The sequence below is a fragment of the Streptomyces sp. CNB091 genome (genome assembly GCF_000377965.1).
The window spans coordinates 1-15,703 of the sequence record NZ_KB899007.1 but is presented as its reverse complement, the minus strand read 5'-3'; the positions used below and the strand labels follow the sequence as shown (position 1 = coordinate 15,703).

Genomic DNA, 15,703 nt, shown 5'->3' with positions numbered 1-15,703 from the left:
CGCGATGCTGAGGCGATGAGCGACGGACCCGCCCCCGAGCCACCCGCCCGGCTGACCCGCTGGGAGCGGCGCACGGAGGTTCCGCTCTTCGCCGCGGGGCTGCTCTTCCTGACCGGCTACGCGGTCCGGGTGCTGACCCCTCACGACGACGAGCCCTGGAACGACCTCGCCCTGATCCTCGTCTGGTCGACCTGGCTGCTGTTCCTCGTGGACTACGGGGCCCGGCTGCGGCTCAGCGGACTGGGCGCGCGCTTCCCGCGCACGCACTGGCTCGACACCCTGGTCCTGCTGCTGCCGCTGCTGCGCCCGCTGCGCATGGTCAAGGTGTACACGGCGGTGCAGCGACGCCGCGACCGCCCGCGGCTCGGTCTGTACGCGCGAGTGATCTCGTACGCGGGCCTGACCGCCGCCCTGCTCGGTTTCGCCGCCTCGCTCGCGGTCTACCACCTGGAGCACACGGCCCCCGGCGCCTCCATCCGTACCTTCGGCGACGCGGTGTGGTGGGCGTGCGCGACGCTCACGACGGTCGGTTACGGGGACGCCGCACCGGTCACGTTCTGGGGCCGGACGGTCGCGGCGGGGCTGATGGCCGGCGGCCTGGCGCTGCTGGGCGCGGTCACGGGGTCGTTCTCGTCCTGGCTGATCCAGGTGTTCACCCGGGAGGACGAGAGACGGCCCCCGGAGCGCGGGTAGCGCTCCGGGGGGCCGAGCCCCGCCTGTGCGGGGACGACGGAACCTTCGTCTTGTGCTGGTTCCGAATCTTCGGAGCACCCCCGCGTCAGCGGGGACCGGTCACGCCTGGACTCGGCGCTCGACCACATCGACCAACTTGGCCAGCGCCTGGTCGACCGGAACGCCGTTCTCCTGCGAACCGTCGCGGTAGCGGAAGGACACCGTGCCCGCGTTCATGTCGTCGTCACCCACGATGAGCATGAAGGGCGTCTTCGCCTTCTGCGCGTTGCGGATCTTCTTCTGCATCCGGTCCGAGGAGGCGTCCACGTCCACCCGCAGCCCCTGCTTGCGCGCCTTGGCGGCGAACTCCTGGAGGTAGGGGATGTGGGCGTCGCCGATCGGAATGCCGACGGCCTGCACCGGGGCGAGCCAGACCGGGAACGCGCCCGCGTAGTGCTCCAGGAGCACGGCGAAGAAGCGCTCGATGGAGCCGAACAGGGCACGGTGGATCATGACCGGGCGCTGCTTGGAGCCGTCAGGCCCGGTGTACTCCAGGTCGAAGCGCTCCGGCAGGTTGAAGTCAAGCTGCACGGTCGACATCTGCCAGGTACGGCCGATGGCGTCCTTGCACTGCACGGAGATCTTCGGGCCGTAGAACGCGGCGCCGCCCGGGTCCGGGACCAGGGGCAGGCCCTGCTTCTCGGCGACCTGACGCAGCGTCTCGGTGGCCTCTTCCCAGGTCTCGTCGGAGCCGACGTACTTCTCCGGGTCCTTGGTGGAGAGCTCCAGGTAGAAGTCGGTGAGCCCGTAGTCCCGGAGCAGGTTCAGCACGAAGGTGAGGGTGCGGTCGAGCTCCTCCGCCATCTGCTCCTTGGTGCAGTAGATGTGCGCGTCGTCCTGCGTGAAGCCGCGCGAGCGGGTCAGGCCGTGCACGACGCCCGACTTCTCGTACCGGTACACCGTGCCGAACTCGAAGAGACGCAGCGGCAGTTCGCGGTACGAGCGGCCCCGCGCGTCGAAGATCAGGTTGTGCATCGGGCAGTTCATCGGCTTGAGGTAGTAGTCCACCCCGTCGTCGAGCTGCATGGGCGGGTACATGCCGTCGGCGTACCAGTCCAGGTGGCCGGACTTCTCGAAGAGCTTGCCCTTGGTGGCGTGCGGGCTGTAGACGAACTCGTAGCCCTCCTCCTCGTGACGGCGGCGCGAGTAGTCCTCCATGGCCCGGCGGATGACGCCGCCCTTGGGGTGGAAGACCGCGAGGCCGGGGCCGATCTCGTCGGGGAAGGAGAAGAGGTCCAGCTCGTTGCCGAGCTTGCGGTGGTCGCGCTTGGCGGCCTCCTCCAGGAACTCCAGGTGCGCCTTCAGCTCGTCCTTGGTCGGCCAGGCGGTGCCGTAGATGCGCTGGAGCATCGGGTTCTTCTCGCTGCCGCGCCAGTACGCCGCGGCGTTGCGCATCAGCTTGAACGCCGGGATGAACCGGGTGGTGGGCAGGTGCGGACCCCGGCAGAGGTCCTTCCAGCACAGGTCGCCGGTCTTCGGGTCGAGGTTGTCGTAGATGGTCAGCTCGCCGCCGCCCACCTCGACGTCCGCGCCGTCGTCCGAGGAGGCGGAACCCTTGATGCCGATGAGCTCCAGCTTGTACGGCTCGTCGGCCAGCTCCTCGCGGGCGGCCTCGTCGGAGACCACGCGGCGGGAGAACTTCTGGCCCCGCTTCTGGATCTCCTGCATCTTCTTCTCGATGGCCTTGAGGTCCTCGGGCGTGAACGGCTTCTCGACGTCGAAGTCGTAGTAGAAGCCGTCCTTGACCGGCGGGCCGATGCCCAGCTTCGCGTCGGGGAAGAGCTCCTGCACGGCCTGGGCCATGACGTGCGCGGTGGAGTGGCGCAGGATGTTCAGGCCGTCCTCGGAGGAGATCTCCACCGGCTCGACGCTCTCGCCGTCCTGGAGCTCGTAGGAGAGGTCCTTCAACTCGCCGCCGATGCGCGCGGCGACGACGGTGCGCTGACCGGGGAAGAGCTCGCCGGCCGTCGTGCCCGTCGTCACCACGTGCTCTTCCCGCTCGGAATCGCGTTGGATGATCACACGGACGTCTGACACCGGTCTCTCCTGACTGAGGGGATGCCTGCCTTCGTATGGCTAAGCAATACGAATCGTACCGAGCCCCCAGGCCCCGGCGCGAACGCCTTCCGCGCCGGGCTACGGCTCCTCCCCCGCGCACGCCTCCTCGAAGAAGTCCACGTTCTCCTGGAGGGCCTTCATCAGCCGGTCCCGTTCGGCTTCGTCGACCTGGACGGGCGCGACCTGACAGGCCCCGGTGAGCCGCCGGAAGCCGCCCCGGTTCTCCAGCCGCCCCTCCACCCGGAGCGGCAGTCCGACCAGGTGGGCGTGGCCCGCGATGCGGTACGCCTCCTCGTCCAGCTCCACGCGGACGTGCGCGACCTCGGCCCCGGCCAGTACCCGCAGCCGTACGATTCCGGCGCCGCGCGGCCCCGAGCGGCGCAGCCGGACCACCGCGCCGGTCAGCCGCACCTGCACGGCGGGTTCGTCGCGGAGGTAGCGGGCTCCGGCGGCGCGCAGGGCGGGCAGGTCGCCCGGGGAGAACTCGACGGGCGCGGGGCGGGCCGGGCAGCCGTCCGGGGTGCCTGCGGCGGGCGCCCACCGCAGGTCGATCCGGGCCCCCTCGGAGCCGCGTACCAGGGCGATCAGCGCCTCGGTCAGCTCCCGGCCGGCGCCCGCCGCGACCGCGCTGTCGAAGGCCTCCATGCCGCCGGTGGCCCGCTGGTAGTCCACCGCCTCGCGGGTGGCGTGCAGGGCGTGGCAGAGCCGCACCGCGACGGCGCGGCCGGAGGCGACGGGGACGTACGCGGTGAGGCTCCGGCCGTCGGCTCCGGGCCCGATCAGGGCGTCGTCCAGGGCGGCGCGCGCTTTCCGGCGGTGCCGGGCCCCGTGGTAGCCGGCCCGGCCGCGGGCCGCGAGGGCACCGGCCATGAGGACCTGCCGGGCGGCCGAGCGCAGCTCCTCCGCCTCGGTCCAGGCGGCGGCGCCCGCGGCTGCGGCCGCCGACTCGGGGACCTCGCGCCACCAGCGGATCTCGTCGCTGGGCAGGGTGAGGGAGAGGAGGACGTCGCGGGCGGAGGGGGCGGCGCTGCGGCCGAGGGCGTCTAGGGCCTCCTCGATCAGCTCCCCGCTGTCGGGGAAGCCCGCGCTCTCGGGCACCAGCAGGCTGGTCGTCCCCGCGGCGGATCCGGGCGGGGTCCAGCGGCCGTAGCGTCCAGGTGCTCCCCCGCGCCGCTGCCAGCCGTGCCGGCGCAGGAGGGCCCCGAGGACGGCGGGGTCGGGGAGTTCCTCACCGGCCCCGGCGAGTGGCGGGGGCCCGGGGCGGGCGGTGGGATGCGAGCGGGCGGCGGGCAGTCCGGCTCCGCCCGTGGGCTCGTCCATCGACCGGTGCATCAGGGTCTCCCTCCGGCCCCGACCCGGGCCATGATGTCGCAGAGTGCGCGGTCGTCGAAGATCCGTGAGGTCGGGATGCGCACAGTGGTCCGGTGCCGGCCCGTCACCGCGTGGCCGGCCAGGTTGGTCCAGTAGCAGCAGTGGCGCAGGTCGAGGCCCCCGGGCCCGGCGCGCAGCCAGTCGTCCCGGCTGCGGGGGACGATCATCACGACCAGGATCTTGTGCACCGACACCGGGCTGCGGGCGAGCTTGACGAGGTGGGCGTTGTCGAGCGTGAAGGAGAACGCCCCGCCCGCCGGGTGCGGCGGTATCTGGTAGGTGCATTTGAGCTGCACCTTGATGGTCACTTCGTCGTCGACGGTGTGGGCCGGGGCGCCGTGGCTGACGTGCCAGTCGATGCCGTTGTCGGGGAAGGGCTGGGACAGGGAGCATCCCGCCGCCGCCGCGACGGCGTGCAGATATCCCACCTGAAGGGTCTCCATGCAGGCGGTGGTGGCGAGGGAGCCGCGCAGCGGCGCGTCGGGCTGCTGCGGCGGCCGGGGCCCGATGGCCTCGGCGCGGGCGGTCCCCCCGGGGTCGGGCTGCGCGAGCGCCATGGCTCCGTGTGCCTTCCGGGCGTGCCGATCGATGGCAGGTGGTCTGCCGGCGGGTGTGGTGGGCTGGGCGGATCGACGGACGTCGGAGGCAACTGCCCGGCGTCTCACCTGTGTTGTCACCGCATCGGACCGCCCGCAAACGGCGTATCAGGCAAACAGCCCGGGTATCACCGATATCGGGCAGAGGAATCACTCCATCTGCCGTGCGGGTGCGAGGAGTTCGGGGATGATGCACTGGTTCGAGGGGCCACTGGCCGCTTTTGACACGGAGACAACAGGCGTGGACGTCGAGCGGGACCGGATCGTTTCGGCCGCTCTCGTCGCGCAGGACACCGCGGGCGGTCGCGTCCGCGTCACGCGCTGGCTGGTCAATCCGGGGGTCCCGGTTCCGCCGGGGGCGACCGGGATCCACGGCCTGACCGACGATCACCTTCAGCGCAACGGGCGTTGGCCCGCCCCGGTGATGGACGAGATAGCCCGGGCGCTGGCGGAGAGCTGCGCGACCGGGCGGCCGCTGGTGGTGATGAACGCCCCCTTCGACCTGACGCTGCTGGACCGCGAGCTGAGACGGCACCGGGCGTCGTCGCTGGCCGGCTATCTGGACGGGGTGCCGATGCGCGTCGTGGATCCGCGGGTGCTGGACAAGCACCTGGACCGCTACCGCAAGGGCCGTCGTACGCTCACGGATCTGTGCGCGAGTTACGAGGTGGTGCTCGACGGCGCCCATGACGCGGCAGCCGACGCGACGGCCTCGCTGGAGCTGGTGCGGGCGGTGTGCCGGCGCTTCTCGGCCCGGCTGGAGCGGGTGTCGCCGTCCGAGCTGCACGCCTTGCAGGCGACCTGGCACGCGGCCCAGGCGCGGGGCCTGGAGGCGTGGTTCGCGAAGAGCGGGACGCCGGAGACGGTGGATCCGGCGTGGCCGCTGCGCCCGGAACTGCCCGCTGCGGCGTGAGGGTTTCGAGGCGTGGGACATGCGAAAGCCGGTCCGCGTGATGCTGGCGGACCGGCTTTCCCCGGTGGGCGATACTGGTTTCGAACCAGTGACCTCTTCGGTGTGAACGAAGCGCTCTCCCACTGAGCTAATCGCCCGGGAACGGGTTGAACCATACAGGGCTCCGAGGGCTTCGTTCAAACCGCTTGCGGGTGGGGCTCTACTCAGGGCGCCGCGGCCGGGAAGTGAGTATCCGAGCGCATGTACGGGCCGGGGGGCCGGGCCCACACTCCCGTACATGGAACACGTGCCCCCGCCCGCCGAGGAACTGGCCCGCCTCGACCGAGAACTGGCCGAGCTGGACGCCCGCCGGGCCCAGCTGCTGACCCGGCGCACCTGGCTGCTCGCCGCGCTGCGGCCGCCCGCGCCGACGGCCGCCCCGGGCTGGAACCCGTCCGGCTGGGGAGCGCCTCCCGGCGCGCCCGCGCGGCCGTGGGGCTATGTGCCGAAGCAGCCGTCCGCCCCGCGCGGCGCGCAGAACGTCCTGCTGACGCTGGGCGGTCTGCTGCTGACGGTCGCGGCCGTCGCGTTCACCCTGGTGAGCTGGGGTTCGATGGGGATCGGCGGCCGGTCGGCCGTGCTGGCCGTGGTGACCCTGGGGGCGCTGGCCGCCCCGGCGGTGCTGCTGCGGCGGGGGCTGGCGGCCACCGCCGAGGTGCTGGCCGCCCTGGCCCTGGTGCTGACGCTGCTGGACGTCTACGCGGTCCACGCGGTGGCCGCGCCCGACGCCGACGGGCTCGGCTTCACGGCCGCCGCGGCGGCGGTGCTCGCGGCGCTGTGGACGGCGTACGGGCTGGCGCTGGGCACGCTGCGCCTGCCGTTGCCGGCCGCCGTGGTGCTGGCGCAGTGGCCGCTGCTGTTCTGGGCCTGGGCCGCGGGCGCTCCGGCGCCGGTAGTCGGGTGGGCGCTGCTGGCGACCGCGGTGCTGGACGGAGCGATCGCCCTGTGGGGCAAGGGCGCCGGGGTGCGGGTCACGGCGTGCGTCGGTGGATCGGCGATGGGGTTCTCGGCCCTGATGGTGGGCCTGGCGCTCTCCGCGACGGCCGCCGGGCCGCTCGGGGCGGCGGCTCCGGGCGCGCTGCTGCTGGCCGCGGCCGCGGCGGCCCTGGCCGGAGCGTGGCGCGCGCCGAAGGGTTTCGCACGGACGGGCGGCGTGGTGGCGGGCCTCGCGGCGGTGGCCGCGGTGGGCGGCGTACCTGCCGCCGCGCTGCCGGACGGCTGGCGGGTGCTCGCGTATCTGCTGTGCGGCCTCGCCCTGACCGGGGTCGTACGGGCGGGGGTGCCGAGGGACGCGGCGCGCGGGGTGCTGGCGGCGTCGGGGGTGGTGGTGGCCGGCGCCCTGGTGTGGGCGCTGCGGCCGCTCGCGGTGGTACTGCTGGGTCCGGGGACGCTGTTGTCGGACGTGTGGGCGGGGTCGCCGGAGGGCTTCCGGTCGGCGCTGGGGGCGACGCTGCCGTGGTCGGAGCTGGCCGCGGCCCCGGTGGTGCTCGCGCTGGTGGCCGGGCTGCTGGGGGCGGCGCACCGGTGGTGGCCGTCGCTCGTGCGGATCTCGGCGCCGTTGGCCGCGCCGAGGACGGCGGACACCGGCACGCCGGGAGCGGGAGTACCGGGAGTACCGGGAGTACCGGGAGTACCGGGAGTACCGGGAGCGCCGGGAGCGCCGGGAGCGGTCGGAGCCGCAGCGCCTTGGCCCGGCTGGTCCGGCTGGACCGCCTGGTCCGGTGCTGGGGCCGGTGCCGGCAGGCGGCCTTCCGCGGCCAGCCCGCGCGGGGTCGTCGGTGCTGGGGCGGTGGCTCTCGGCTGGGGCGCGTTGCTGCTGGCCGGGGCGCTGCTGGACGTGCCCTACGCGCTCGCGGTGGCCGGGGAGACGGCTCTGGTGGGCGGTCTGCTCGCTCTGGCGGTCCGGGGCACCGGGAGCGGCCGGGGCGCGACCGCGATGCCGGTGTGCGCCCTGGTTGCGGCGGTGGCCGGGGCGGTGAGCGTCGGGGTGCTGTCGCTGGCGTCCGAGGGGGCCTCCTACGCGGTGTCCGGCGCGCTGGCGGCCCTGTTCGCCGGGGCGGCGGTCCGGGCGGGAGCCGCGTTGCCGCGTGCGGTGTTCGCGGTCGCCGCGGTGGTCTGGGGCACCGTGCTCACGGGGCTGGCGGGCCGGTCGCTGGGCCTCGCCCCGCAGGAGACCGCGCCGCTGGTGCTCGTGGTGCCCGCGCTGACGGTGCTGCTCGGGGCACGGCTGCGGCGGAACCCGGTGGCGTTGCCGGTGGAGCTGACGGGCGCGCTGGGTGCGGTGGTGGCCGTGGGGCTCGCGATGTCCGACGCGCCGTTCCTGGCCCTGGTGCTGGCGTTGTGCGGGGTGCTGGCCGCGGGGGCGGCGGTGCGGCCGGAGCGGCGGCCGGTGGCGGGCTACCTGGCGGCGGCGCTGTTCGTGCTGGCCACGTGGGTGCGGCTGGCGGCCTCGGAGGTGTCGTTCCCGGAGGCGTACACGCTGCCGGTGACCGTGCCCGCGCTGGTGGTCGGTGTGCTGCGGCGGCGCCGGGACCCGGAGGCCTCGTCGTGGACGGCGTACGGGCCGGGGCTCGCGGCGACGCTGCTGCCGAGCATGGCGGTCGCCTGGACCGACACGGACTGGCTCCGGCCGTTGCTGCTGGGGGTGGCGGCGCTGGTGATCACCCTGCTCGGCGCGCGCTACCGCCTCCAGGCGCTGCTGCTGCTCGGTGGGGCCGTGCTGGCACTGGACGGGCTGCACGAGCTGGCGCCGTACGTGGTGCAGGTCGCGGGCGCCCTCCCCCGCTGGCTGCCGCCGGCCCTGGCCGGGCTGTTGATGCTGGTGGCGGGAGCGACGTACGAGCAGCGGCTGCGCGACGCGCGTCGGCTCAGGGAGGCGCTGGGGCGGATGCGGTGAGCCACGCCCGGTCCGGGGGCACGCCGGTCACAGCGGCTCCCGGACCGGACCCAGAGGGCAACGCAGAGGGCCCGGGAGACGGAATCCGTCTCCCGGGCCCTCTGTCCGGGTGGGCGATACTGGGTTCGAACCAGTGACCTCTTCGGTGTGAACGAAGCGCTCTCCCACTGAGCTAATCGCCCGGGCGCACCGCAAACATTACCCCATGTCAGCGGTGCTCCCGGACCGTCCCCCGGGCTACTCGCTGATCTTCCACGGCATGGTGAGCCCGAACTTCCAGACGTAGATCCCGGCCAGCACCGCCATGATCACGAGCCCCAGCGTGGTGAGGATGATGTTGCGTCGCCGGACCTTGGGATCCATGGCCCGCTGCGCCGCCTCGGTGACCTTGCGCTTGGTCCAGCGCAGCACCAGTTGGGCCCAGACGAACTCGGTCGCCCAGATCGCCATACCGCCGAAGATCACCAGCCAGCCGGGGCCCGGCAGCACCAGCATGAGCACGCCCGCGATCACCACGCCGAGACCGACGATGAAGACGCCGACCTGCCAGCTCAGATGGAGCGCTTTCGACGCCTTGATGAAACCCGGCGCCCGCGAGCCCAGCTCACGCTCCACCCGGTCCGATTCCCCCGTGGCGGATGCCGGGGCCGCCTGGTCGGCGGCCTCGCTCCGCTCGTCACTCTCCGCGTTCATGAAGCTCAACTTACCCGACCTGTCCTCGTCACTGGAATGGGCGCATAACTCAAAGTTACACGCCGCTGAGCGAGGGACCCGAAGCATCACAAATGGGTCAGAGGGGTTTACAACGTCACCGTAGGTGGCATGTCGATTTCGCCGACGTGCGAATCCCCGAGCGCACACTGAGCGAAAGGCCCTGGCGCTTATGAACACCACGGTCAGCTGCGAGCTGCACCTGCGCCTCGTTGTGTCGAGCGAGTCCTCACTGCCTGTACCCGCGGGCCTGCGGTATGACACGGCCGATCCCTATGCCGTGCACGCCACCTTCCACACCGGAGCGGAGGAGACGGTCGAATGGGTATTCGCCCGCGACCTCCTCGCCGAAGGGCTGCACCGGCCCACCGGCACCGGAGACGTCCGCGTCTGGCCATCTCGTAGTCACGGTCAAGGCGTCGTATGCATCGCCCTGAGCTCCCCAGAGGGAGAAGCCCTGCTCGAAGCCCCGGCGCGAGCCCTGGAGTCGTTCCTGAAGAGGACCGACGCCGCGGTTCCGCCCGGCACCGAGCATCGTCACTTCGATCTCGACACGGAGCTCTCCCACATCCTGGCCGAGAGCTGAGCCAGGCAGAGAGCCGCTCTACGCCGTCCGACTCGGGGCGACGGCGTCGTGCTGACAACCGCATAGGGCAGACACCGGCGCCGTCGTCGCGGAAACCACCGCGACGACGGCGCCGGTGCGCCCGGCCGCCGCGCTCCTCCTTCCAGGCGCCGGAGGGGCCCGTTCCGCTCCCTGCCCGGCCCGCACCGGACCCGGTGCCGGCCGGCCGAGCCAGTAGAGTCAGCCGCCATCGGCAGGCGCCCGCCCGCCGGAAGGCCAGGGAGCGAAGCGTGCTGATCCCTCACGACACCCGGATCGCCCTCGACACGGTGGTCGATCTGGTGAACACCGCACCGGAGAACGAGCCGCCGCGGGACGACCCCGGGGGCGGACTCGCGGGCGGATCCGAGGACGGTCTCGCCGACATCGCCGCGCTGTACGCCTTCGCGGAGCGGCATCTCATCAGCGGGGTCGGCACGCTCGGCGAGAAGGACCTGGCCGCCGTTCGCGACGTCCGGGCCCGTTTCGCCGAGGTCTTCGCGGCGCCCGACCCCCGCGCCGCCGCCGACCTGGTCAACCGGCTCGTCGCGGCGGCCGGAACCACCCCGCAGCTCACGGACCACGACGGCTACGACTGGCACGTGCACTACTTCGCCCCGGACGCCTCGATCGCCGACCATCTCGCGGCCGACTGCGGCATGGCGCTGGCCTTCATCATCGTGGCGGGCGAGCAGGAGCGCCTGCGGCGCTGCGAGGCCCCGGACTGCGGGCACGCGTTCGTCGACCTGTCGCGCAACCGCTCCCGCCGCTACTGCTCCAGCCGTACGTGCGGGAACCGGCTCCACGTCGCGGCGTACCGGGCCCGGCGCAAGGAAGCCGCGGGCTGACGCCCCGCACGGTGGCGCGAGGCGTCACAGCAAGAAGAGATCGTGCAGGGCGGCCATCAGCAGCAGGCCCCCGATCACCGTCAGGAAGATCATCAGGGGCGGCTGGGAGAGCGCGAAGAGACAGCCGCGGGGCTCTTCGGCGGGGGGTGCGGGGGCATCGCCCCGGGAAGTGTCCACCATCTCGGAGTGATCATGACGCACCCACGGCCGTGTTGGCGATCAACCGACTTGATTCCCCCGGGAGTTCACCGTCCCGTGGCCATCGATATTCGCTCCGGCGTACGGGGATCCGTCAGACATTCGGGCCGGTTGGCCCGAGCGCGCGCCCCCGAGGGGCCGGCCGCCGTCTCGGATGCCGTGCTTTCTTTCAGACGCCGTGCTTTTCTCAGATGCCGTGCTTCTTGAGGATCGCCTCGATGTCGCTGAAGTCGTCGCCGGGCGCGGCGGCCTCCTGCTTCTTCTTCGGCTGCGGCTTCGGCTTCGCGGCCGCTGCCGCGGGTCCCGCCGCACCGCCCGCGCCGAGCGAGGGAGCGGAGGCGGCCGGGGCCACCGCCTCGTTCCGTCCGGCCGCCCGCGCGGCCTTGCGTTCCGCGCGGGTGGTGCCGCTGCGGCGCTCGATGGCACGGGTGGTCATGAACAGCAGCCAGGAGAGGCCGAGCACCCCGAAGCCGAGCCAGACGCTCGGCTTGAAGGCGATCCCGGCGACCCACTCGACGACCCCGGTCAGCACGAGCCCGACCGGGACGAGGGAGTAGGCGGCGATCCTCGTCGCCGTGAGGAACCGCTTGCGGTACGCGGCCACCGCGGCGATGCCGAGGCCGGCCGCCGACACCGCGGAACAGATGGTCTCGGCAAGCATCAGGGCCTCCAGGCGCAGGGGATACGTCCCTTCCATCCTGCACCGGCGACCGCCGTCGGGGCCACGGTGGCCGTCCACCTCAGGGACATTTCAGGGCCGGACTCCTCCCCGGGGGGTGGCCAAGGGCTGTCCCGCTCATCCCTGGTGGATCAGCGCGCGGCGTCAGATGCGGTGCATCGCAAGGCGGAGGGACGTCCGCATACTGGATGTATGGGGATGTTCCGACAACGCGGCGAGGTGCCGTAGCTGTCGTCGTGCGCCCGCCAGGGATGACGGGACAGCCCTCAGGTCCCGGTTGGGTCGCGCCCGCCCGGCCTGGGAGACTGGGCACATGAGCGATTCCTCCCCCGCGGCACCGGTCGTCCTCGACCTCTGGTGCGATCTCGAATGCCCCGACTGCCACCAAGCCCTCGACGATGTGCACGCCCTGCGCGCCCGGTACGGGGACCGCGTCGAGATCCGGCTGCGGCACTTCCCGCTGGACAAGCACCAGCACGCCTACGCCGCGGCCCAGGCCGCCGAGGAGGCGACGGACCAGGGGAAGGGCTGGCCGTACATCGAGGCGCTGCTGTCCCGCACCGCCGACCTCGGCCGCACGGGCGAGCCGGTGCTCCTCGACGTGGCACGGGAACTGGGCCTGGACGCCGAGGAGTTCGACACGGCGCTGATCGACGGCCGGCACCTGCTCATCGTCGACGCCGACCAGGCGGAGGGCAAGGCGATCGGCGTCACCGGCACGCCCACCTATGTGATCGGAGACGAGCGGCTGGACGGCGGCAAGAGCCAGGACGGGCTGCGCGAGCGGATCGAGGAGATCATCGACGGCATCCTGGCCGCACGGGACCGGTAGCGGCGCGGCCACCGGTAAGCGGGCAGCAGCGGCCGGGGAGCGGCTACAGCGCCTTGGCCAGGTTGTAGCGCGTCGTCGCGTAGCCGAGGGACTCGTACAGCCGCAGGGCCGGCGTGTTGGAGGCGAAGACGTGCAGGCCGAGCCGGTCCGCGCCCCAGGCGCGGGTGACGTCCTCGGCGAGCAGCATCAGGGTCCTGCCGTGGCCGCGGCCCCGGTGTTCCTCACGCACCTCGACGTCGAAGACGAACCCGGCGTCGCCGCCTGGCGGCAGCTCCCGGCGGGCCACCCACACATGGCCGACAACCTCGCCCACGTGCACCAGCACCTCGAAACGCACCCCGTCGGTCGCCAGTCCGTCCGGCAGGAGGGTGGCGTGGTCGGCATCGGACTTGAGCCTGGCCTGCTCGGGCGGCACGCCGCGGTCGACCCATTCCTGTGCGTACGTGCGCACCGCGTCCTGCCGCCAGGCGGCGAACTCCTCGTCGCCCATCGCGCGCGAGGTGAGGCCCGCGGGAAGCCGGACGGTGTCCGGGCCGAGGTCCTTGACCATGTTGCGGCTGCGTTCGGTGTAGCCGAGAGCGGCCGCGAGGCGGCGGGCCGGGTCGTTGTCGGCGGGGACCTCCACCCGTACCCGGGTGCAGCCCCACCCCCGCAGCACCTCCTCGGCGGCGAGCACGGCGATGGTGCCCCGGCCGCGCCTGCGCCGGGGCTCCTCGACACTGAGCGAGCGCAGCACCCCGGCGGTCGCGCCGAACGCGTCGTCGGTGCTGATCGAGACGGCGCCGACGGGCCGCCCGTTGTCGCACACGTCGTAGTGGCGGGCCCGCGCGCCGTCGGCGCCCTGCTGAAGCGGCCCGGACGGCCGGAGTGTCGTGGTCATCAAGGGTGTTTATCCCCTGCGCGGCGCCCCGTCACCCCTTTTTCGGGGCCGCCGGGGCCGCCGGGGCCGGTTACGGGTCGAGGTCGTCGCCGGACCGCTCGGCGAAGATCCGCATGGCCTTCGCCGTCACCGGTCCGATCTCCGGGGTCAGCGCGCGGTCGTCGAGGCGGTGCACGGCCTGGACATCGCGGAGCGTCGAGGTCAGGAACACCTCGTCGGCCTCGGCGAGGACGCCCATCGGAAGGTCGGTCTCCTCGGCCCCGGTCCACTCCACGGCCAGCGCGCGGGTGATCCCGGCGAGGCAGCCGGAGGCCACCGGCGGGGTGTGGACGCGGCCGTCCAGGACGACGAACACGTTGGAGCCGGTGCCTTCGCAGAGGCGGTCCGCGGTGTTGGGGAACAGCGCCTCGGACGCGCCCCGTTCCCGCGCCCGTGCCAGGGCGACGACGTTCTCGGCGTACGAGGTGGTCTTCAGGCCGGCGAGCGCGCCGCGTTCGTTGCGCGTCCAGGGGACGGTGATCACCGCCGTGCTGTCCGGGCGGCGCTTCACCCCGTCGAGAGCGACGACGAGGCTCGGCCCCTCGGTCCCCCGGTCCGAGCCGAGCGGCGACAGCCCGCCGGTGTAGGTGATCCGCAGGCGCCCCAGGGCGACGGGATTGGCGTCGATGACCGCGGCGGCCGCGCGGCGGATCTCGTCGTGGTCCGGATCCGGCAGACCCAGGCCCCGGGCGGACCGGGTGAGCCGGTCGAGGTGCCGAGTCAGCGCGAAGGGGCGCCCCTCGCTCGTACGCACCGTCTCGAAGATGCCGTCGCCCACGGTCAGCCCGTGGTCGAGCACCGACAGCCGGGCGTCGTCGGCGTCCCGCAGTCCGCCGTTGACCCAGATCCTCATAGTGCGGTCCTTCCTGTCTCCGGATACGCGCCCGACGCTACAGCGAGCAGCCGGGAGGCCTTGAGTTCGGTCTCCTCCCATTCGCGATCCGGGTCCGATCCCCAGGTGATCCCGGCCCCGGTCCCGAACCGCAAGCGCGGCGCGGGCCCGGTCCGGTCGATCCAGAACGTCCGTATCCCGACGGCGAGCGAGGCCGTTCCCCGGTCGGCGTCGACCCAGCCGATCGCACCGCAGTACGGCCCGCGCGGGGCCCGCTCCAGCTCGGCGATGATCCGCAGCGCGCTGGACTTCGGCGCCCCGGTGACCGAGCCGGGCGGGAAGGCCGCCGAGAACAGCTCGGGCCAGCCCGCTCCGTCGGCCAGCCGCCCTCGGACGGTGGAGACGAGATGGACCAGACCCGGGTGCTTCTCGACGACGCAGAGATCGGGCACGCTCACACTTCCGGTGGCGCAGACCCGGCCCAGGTCGTTGCGGACCAGGTCCACGATCATCACGTTCTCCGCGTGGTCCTTGGCCAGCAGGTCGTCCTCGGTCCGGCCGGTGCCCTTGATCGGCCCGGACTCCACGGTCCGGCCGTCGCGCCGGAGGAAGAGTTCCGGCGACGCGGTGGCGACCTCCACGCCGTGACCCGGCAGCCGGATCGTTCCCGCGTACGGGGCTGGGTTGCCGCGGGCGAGCAGGGAGGTCAGGGCATCGACGTCGGCACCGGCCCCGCCGCCGGGGAGCGGCGCGGACAGCACCCGGCAGAGGTTGGCCTGGTAGACGTCGCCCGCCGCGATGTGTTCACGGATCCGCCGTACGCCCGCCGTGTAGGCGTCACGGTCCAGCGAGGAGATCCAGTCCCCGGTGGCGGGCCCGCGCCACGCTCCGGGCACGGGAGGGGGCACTGCCTCCTTGCGCACATCGGAGAAGCGGGCGCAGACGATGCGCCCTTCAAAATCGGCACATACCGCCCAGAAGCCGGATGAGTCGAGAGCCGCGGGATCATGGGTCACATCCTGCAGACCGGAGGCGATGAGGCCGTCGAAACGGGCCAAGGGGGCGAGGTCGGACACGCGAACGAGTCTAGGACGGTGCGCGGTGACCTGCGCCGGGGCGAGGTCACCGCAGCACGCTGCACAAACGCGTTTTTGTACTGGCCCAGGAATCCGCTAGAGTTCAACACGTCGCCGGGACGCGCAAGCGGGCCGGAAACGACAAGCGGACGTAGCTCAGTTGGTAGAGCGCAACCTTGCCAAGGTTGAGGTCGCCAGTTCGAACCTGGTCGTCCGCTCGCAGAAGGTGGGGGATTCTTTCCGAGCCCCCATCCCTGGTGGAGTGGCCGAGAGGCGAGGCAACGGCCTGCAAAGCCGTCTACACGGGTTCAAATCCCGTCTCCACCTCCAAGGACGATTAGCTCAGCGGGAGAGCGCTTCCCTGACACGGAAGAGGTCACTGGTTCAATCCCAGTATCG

The 15,703-nt window shown here is 72.7% G+C and carries 15 protein-coding genes and 4 tRNA genes; 8 read left to right on the top strand and 11 right to left on the bottom strand.

Translation table 11 applies throughout. The features are described from left to right. Positions 1–15 precede the first annotated feature (15 nt). Positions 16–693 carry a potassium channel family protein gene (locus D581_RS0128165; RefSeq protein ID WP_018960492.1) on the top strand — a complete coding sequence of 226 codons (678 nt, stop codon included), beginning with the start codon at positions 16–18 and terminating at the stop codon, positions 691–693. Positions 694–792: 99 nt separating this feature from the next. Here the strand turns inward: D581_RS0128165 and thrS are convergent, their stop codons facing one another. The 3 genes from thrS to D581_RS0128150 form a co-directional block, all read right to left on the bottom strand. Further along, entirely contained in the window at positions 793–2,769 is a 1,977-nt protein-coding gene (gene thrS / locus D581_RS0128160) for a threonine--tRNA ligase (protein ID WP_018960491.1), read from the bottom strand. Between the two features lie 99 nt (positions 2,770–2,868). Beyond that, entirely contained in the window at positions 2,869–4,122 is a 1,254-nt protein-coding gene (locus D581_RS0128155) for a hypothetical protein (RefSeq protein WP_018960490.1), read from the bottom strand. Continuing rightward, positions 4,122–4,718 carry a DUF4365 domain-containing protein gene (locus tag D581_RS0128150; RefSeq protein WP_018960489.1) on the bottom strand — a complete coding sequence of 199 codons (597 nt, stop codon included), beginning with the start codon at positions 4,716–4,718 and terminating at the stop codon, positions 4,122–4,124. Before D581_RS0128150 ends, D581_RS0128155 begins: the two co-directional genes overlap by 1 nt. Before the next feature lie 226 nt (positions 4,719–4,944). On the opposite strand from D581_RS0128150, the gene D581_RS0128145 reads away from it, so the two are divergent. After that, positions 4,945–5,670: a 3'-5' exonuclease gene (locus D581_RS0128145; RefSeq protein ID WP_018960488.1), complete on the top strand. Its 726-nt coding sequence runs from the start codon at positions 4,945–4,947 to the stop codon at positions 5,668–5,670. Between the two features lie 65 nt (positions 5,671–5,735). Here the strand turns inward: D581_RS0128145 and D581_RS0128140 are convergent. Then, a tRNA-Val gene (locus D581_RS0128140) sits at positions 5,736–5,807 on the bottom strand. 140 nt (positions 5,808–5,947) lie between these two features. On the opposite strand from D581_RS0128140, the gene D581_RS0128135 reads away from it, so the two are divergent. Beyond that, complete coding sequence (locus D581_RS0128135; RefSeq protein ID WP_018960487.1) at positions 5,948–8,605, top strand: SCO7613 C-terminal domain-containing membrane protein; 2,658 nt, start codon at positions 5,948–5,950, stop codon at positions 8,603–8,605. 110 nt (positions 8,606–8,715) lie between these two features. On the opposite strand, the gene D581_RS0128130 is transcribed toward D581_RS0128135, so the two are convergent. Both D581_RS0128130 and D581_RS0128125 read right to left on the bottom strand, forming a co-directional pair. Continuing rightward, a tRNA-Val gene (locus D581_RS0128130) sits at positions 8,716–8,787 on the bottom strand. A gap of 55 nt (positions 8,788–8,842) precedes the next feature. Next, positions 8,843–9,298: a TIGR02611 family protein gene (locus D581_RS0128125; protein ID WP_018960486.1), complete on the bottom strand. Its 456-nt coding sequence runs from the start codon at positions 9,296–9,298 to the stop codon at positions 8,843–8,845. 190 nt (positions 9,299–9,488) lie between these two features. On the opposite strand from D581_RS0128125, the gene D581_RS0128120 reads away from it, so the two are divergent. Together D581_RS0128120 and D581_RS0128115 are read left to right on the top strand one after the other, a co-directional pair. Then, complete coding sequence (locus D581_RS0128120) at positions 9,489–9,902, top strand: SsgA family sporulation/cell division regulator (RefSeq protein ID WP_003959770.1); 414 nt, start codon at positions 9,489–9,491, stop codon at positions 9,900–9,902. 269 nt (positions 9,903–10,171) lie between these two features. Continuing rightward, positions 10,172–10,768, top strand: a complete 597-nt coding sequence (locus D581_RS0128115; protein ID WP_018960485.1) for a CGNR zinc finger domain-containing protein — start codon at positions 10,172–10,174, stop codon at positions 10,766–10,768. Between the two features lie 24 nt (positions 10,769–10,792). On the opposite strand, the gene D581_RS1000000141730 is transcribed toward D581_RS0128115, so the two are convergent. Together D581_RS1000000141730 and D581_RS0128105 are read right to left on the bottom strand one after the other, a co-directional pair. Continuing rightward, positions 10,793–10,948 (bottom strand): hypothetical protein, encoded by a 156-nt coding sequence (locus tag D581_RS1000000141730; RefSeq protein ID WP_018960484.1) that lies wholly within the window; start codon positions 10,946–10,948, stop codon positions 10,793–10,795. A gap of 205 nt (positions 10,949–11,153) precedes the next feature. Next, a complete protein-coding gene (locus tag D581_RS0128105) occupies positions 11,154–11,627 on the bottom strand; it encodes a hypothetical protein (protein ID WP_026290984.1) in 474 nt (157 codons plus the stop codon). Positions 11,628–11,958: 331 nt separating this feature from the next. On the opposite strand from D581_RS0128105, the gene D581_RS0128100 reads away from it, so the two are divergent. Continuing rightward, positions 11,959–12,477 carry a DsbA family protein gene (locus D581_RS0128100; RefSeq protein WP_018960482.1) on the top strand — a complete coding sequence of 173 codons (519 nt, stop codon included), beginning with the start codon at positions 11,959–11,961 and terminating at the stop codon, positions 12,475–12,477. Between the two features lie 43 nt (positions 12,478–12,520). Here D581_RS0128100 and D581_RS0128095 read toward each other — a convergent pair whose 3' ends face one another. The 3 genes from D581_RS0128095 to D581_RS0128085 all read right to left on the bottom strand — a co-directional run bounded on the left by D581_RS0128095 (position 12,521) and on the right by D581_RS0128085 (position 15,304). After that, positions 12,521–13,357 (bottom strand): GNAT family N-acetyltransferase, encoded by an 837-nt coding sequence (locus D581_RS0128095; protein WP_018960481.1) that lies wholly within the window; start codon positions 13,355–13,357, stop codon positions 12,521–12,523. A gap of 70 nt (positions 13,358–13,427) precedes the next feature. Beyond that, positions 13,428–14,249, bottom strand: coding sequence for an aminotransferase class IV (locus D581_RS0128090; RefSeq protein ID WP_018960480.1), 822 nt, complete (start codon positions 14,247–14,249; stop codon positions 13,428–13,430). Next, entirely contained in the window at positions 14,246–15,304 is a 1,059-nt protein-coding gene (locus D581_RS0128085; RefSeq protein WP_026290983.1) for a chorismate-binding protein, read from the bottom strand. Before D581_RS0128085 ends, D581_RS0128090 begins: the two co-directional genes overlap by 4 nt. A 145-nt stretch (positions 15,305–15,449) precedes the next feature. Between D581_RS0128085 and D581_RS0128080 the strand changes: the two genes are divergently transcribed. Both D581_RS0128080 and D581_RS0128075 read left to right on the top strand, forming a co-directional pair. Continuing rightward, positions 15,450–15,522, top strand: a tRNA-Gly gene (locus D581_RS0128080). A 38-nt stretch (positions 15,523–15,560) separates the two neighbouring features. Next, positions 15,561–15,634: transfer RNA gene (locus D581_RS0128075), tRNA-Cys, on the top strand. The last annotated feature ends 69 nt before the right edge of the window (positions 15,635–15,703 follow it).

Bases quoted from the DNA above. Each gene is read 5' to 3' on its own strand.
- D581_RS0128165 (WP_018960492.1), top strand. From the start codon at position 16: ATGAGCGACGGACCCGCCCCCGAGCCACCCGCCCGGCTGACCCGCTGG.
- D581_RS0128155 (WP_018960490.1), bottom strand. From the start codon at position 4,122: ATGCACCGGTCGATGGACGAGCCCACGGGCGGAGCCGGACTGCCCGCC.
- D581_RS0128150 (WP_018960489.1), bottom strand. From the start codon at position 4,718: ATGGCGCTCGCGCAGCCCGACCCCGGGGGGACCGCCCGCGCCGAGGCC.
- D581_RS0128145 (WP_018960488.1), top strand. From the start codon at position 4,945: ATGATGCACTGGTTCGAGGGGCCACTGGCCGCTTTTGACACGGAGACA.
- D581_RS0128135 (WP_018960487.1), top strand. From the start codon at position 5,948: ATGGAACACGTGCCCCCGCCCGCCGAGGAACTGGCCCGCCTCGACCGA.
- D581_RS0128125 (WP_018960486.1), bottom strand. From the start codon at position 9,298: ATGAACGCGGAGAGTGACGAGCGGAGCGAGGCCGCCGACCAGGCGGCC.
- D581_RS0128120 (WP_003959770.1), top strand. From the start codon at position 9,489: ATGAACACCACGGTCAGCTGCGAGCTGCACCTGCGCCTCGTTGTGTCG.
- D581_RS1000000141730 (WP_018960484.1), bottom strand. From the start codon at position 10,948: ATGGTGGACACTTCCCGGGGCGATGCCCCCGCACCCCCCGCCGAAGAG.
- D581_RS0128105 (WP_026290984.1), bottom strand. From the start codon at position 11,627: ATGCTTGCCGAGACCATCTGTTCCGCGGTGTCGGCGGCCGGCCTCGGC.
- D581_RS0128100 (WP_018960482.1), top strand. From the start codon at position 11,959: ATGAGCGATTCCTCCCCCGCGGCACCGGTCGTCCTCGACCTCTGGTGC.
- D581_RS0128095 (WP_018960481.1), bottom strand. From the start codon at position 13,357: ATGACCACGACACTCCGGCCGTCCGGGCCGCTTCAGCAGGGCGCCGAC.
- D581_RS0128090 (WP_018960480.1), bottom strand. From the start codon at position 14,249: ATGAGGATCTGGGTCAACGGCGGACTGCGGGACGCCGACGACGCCCGG.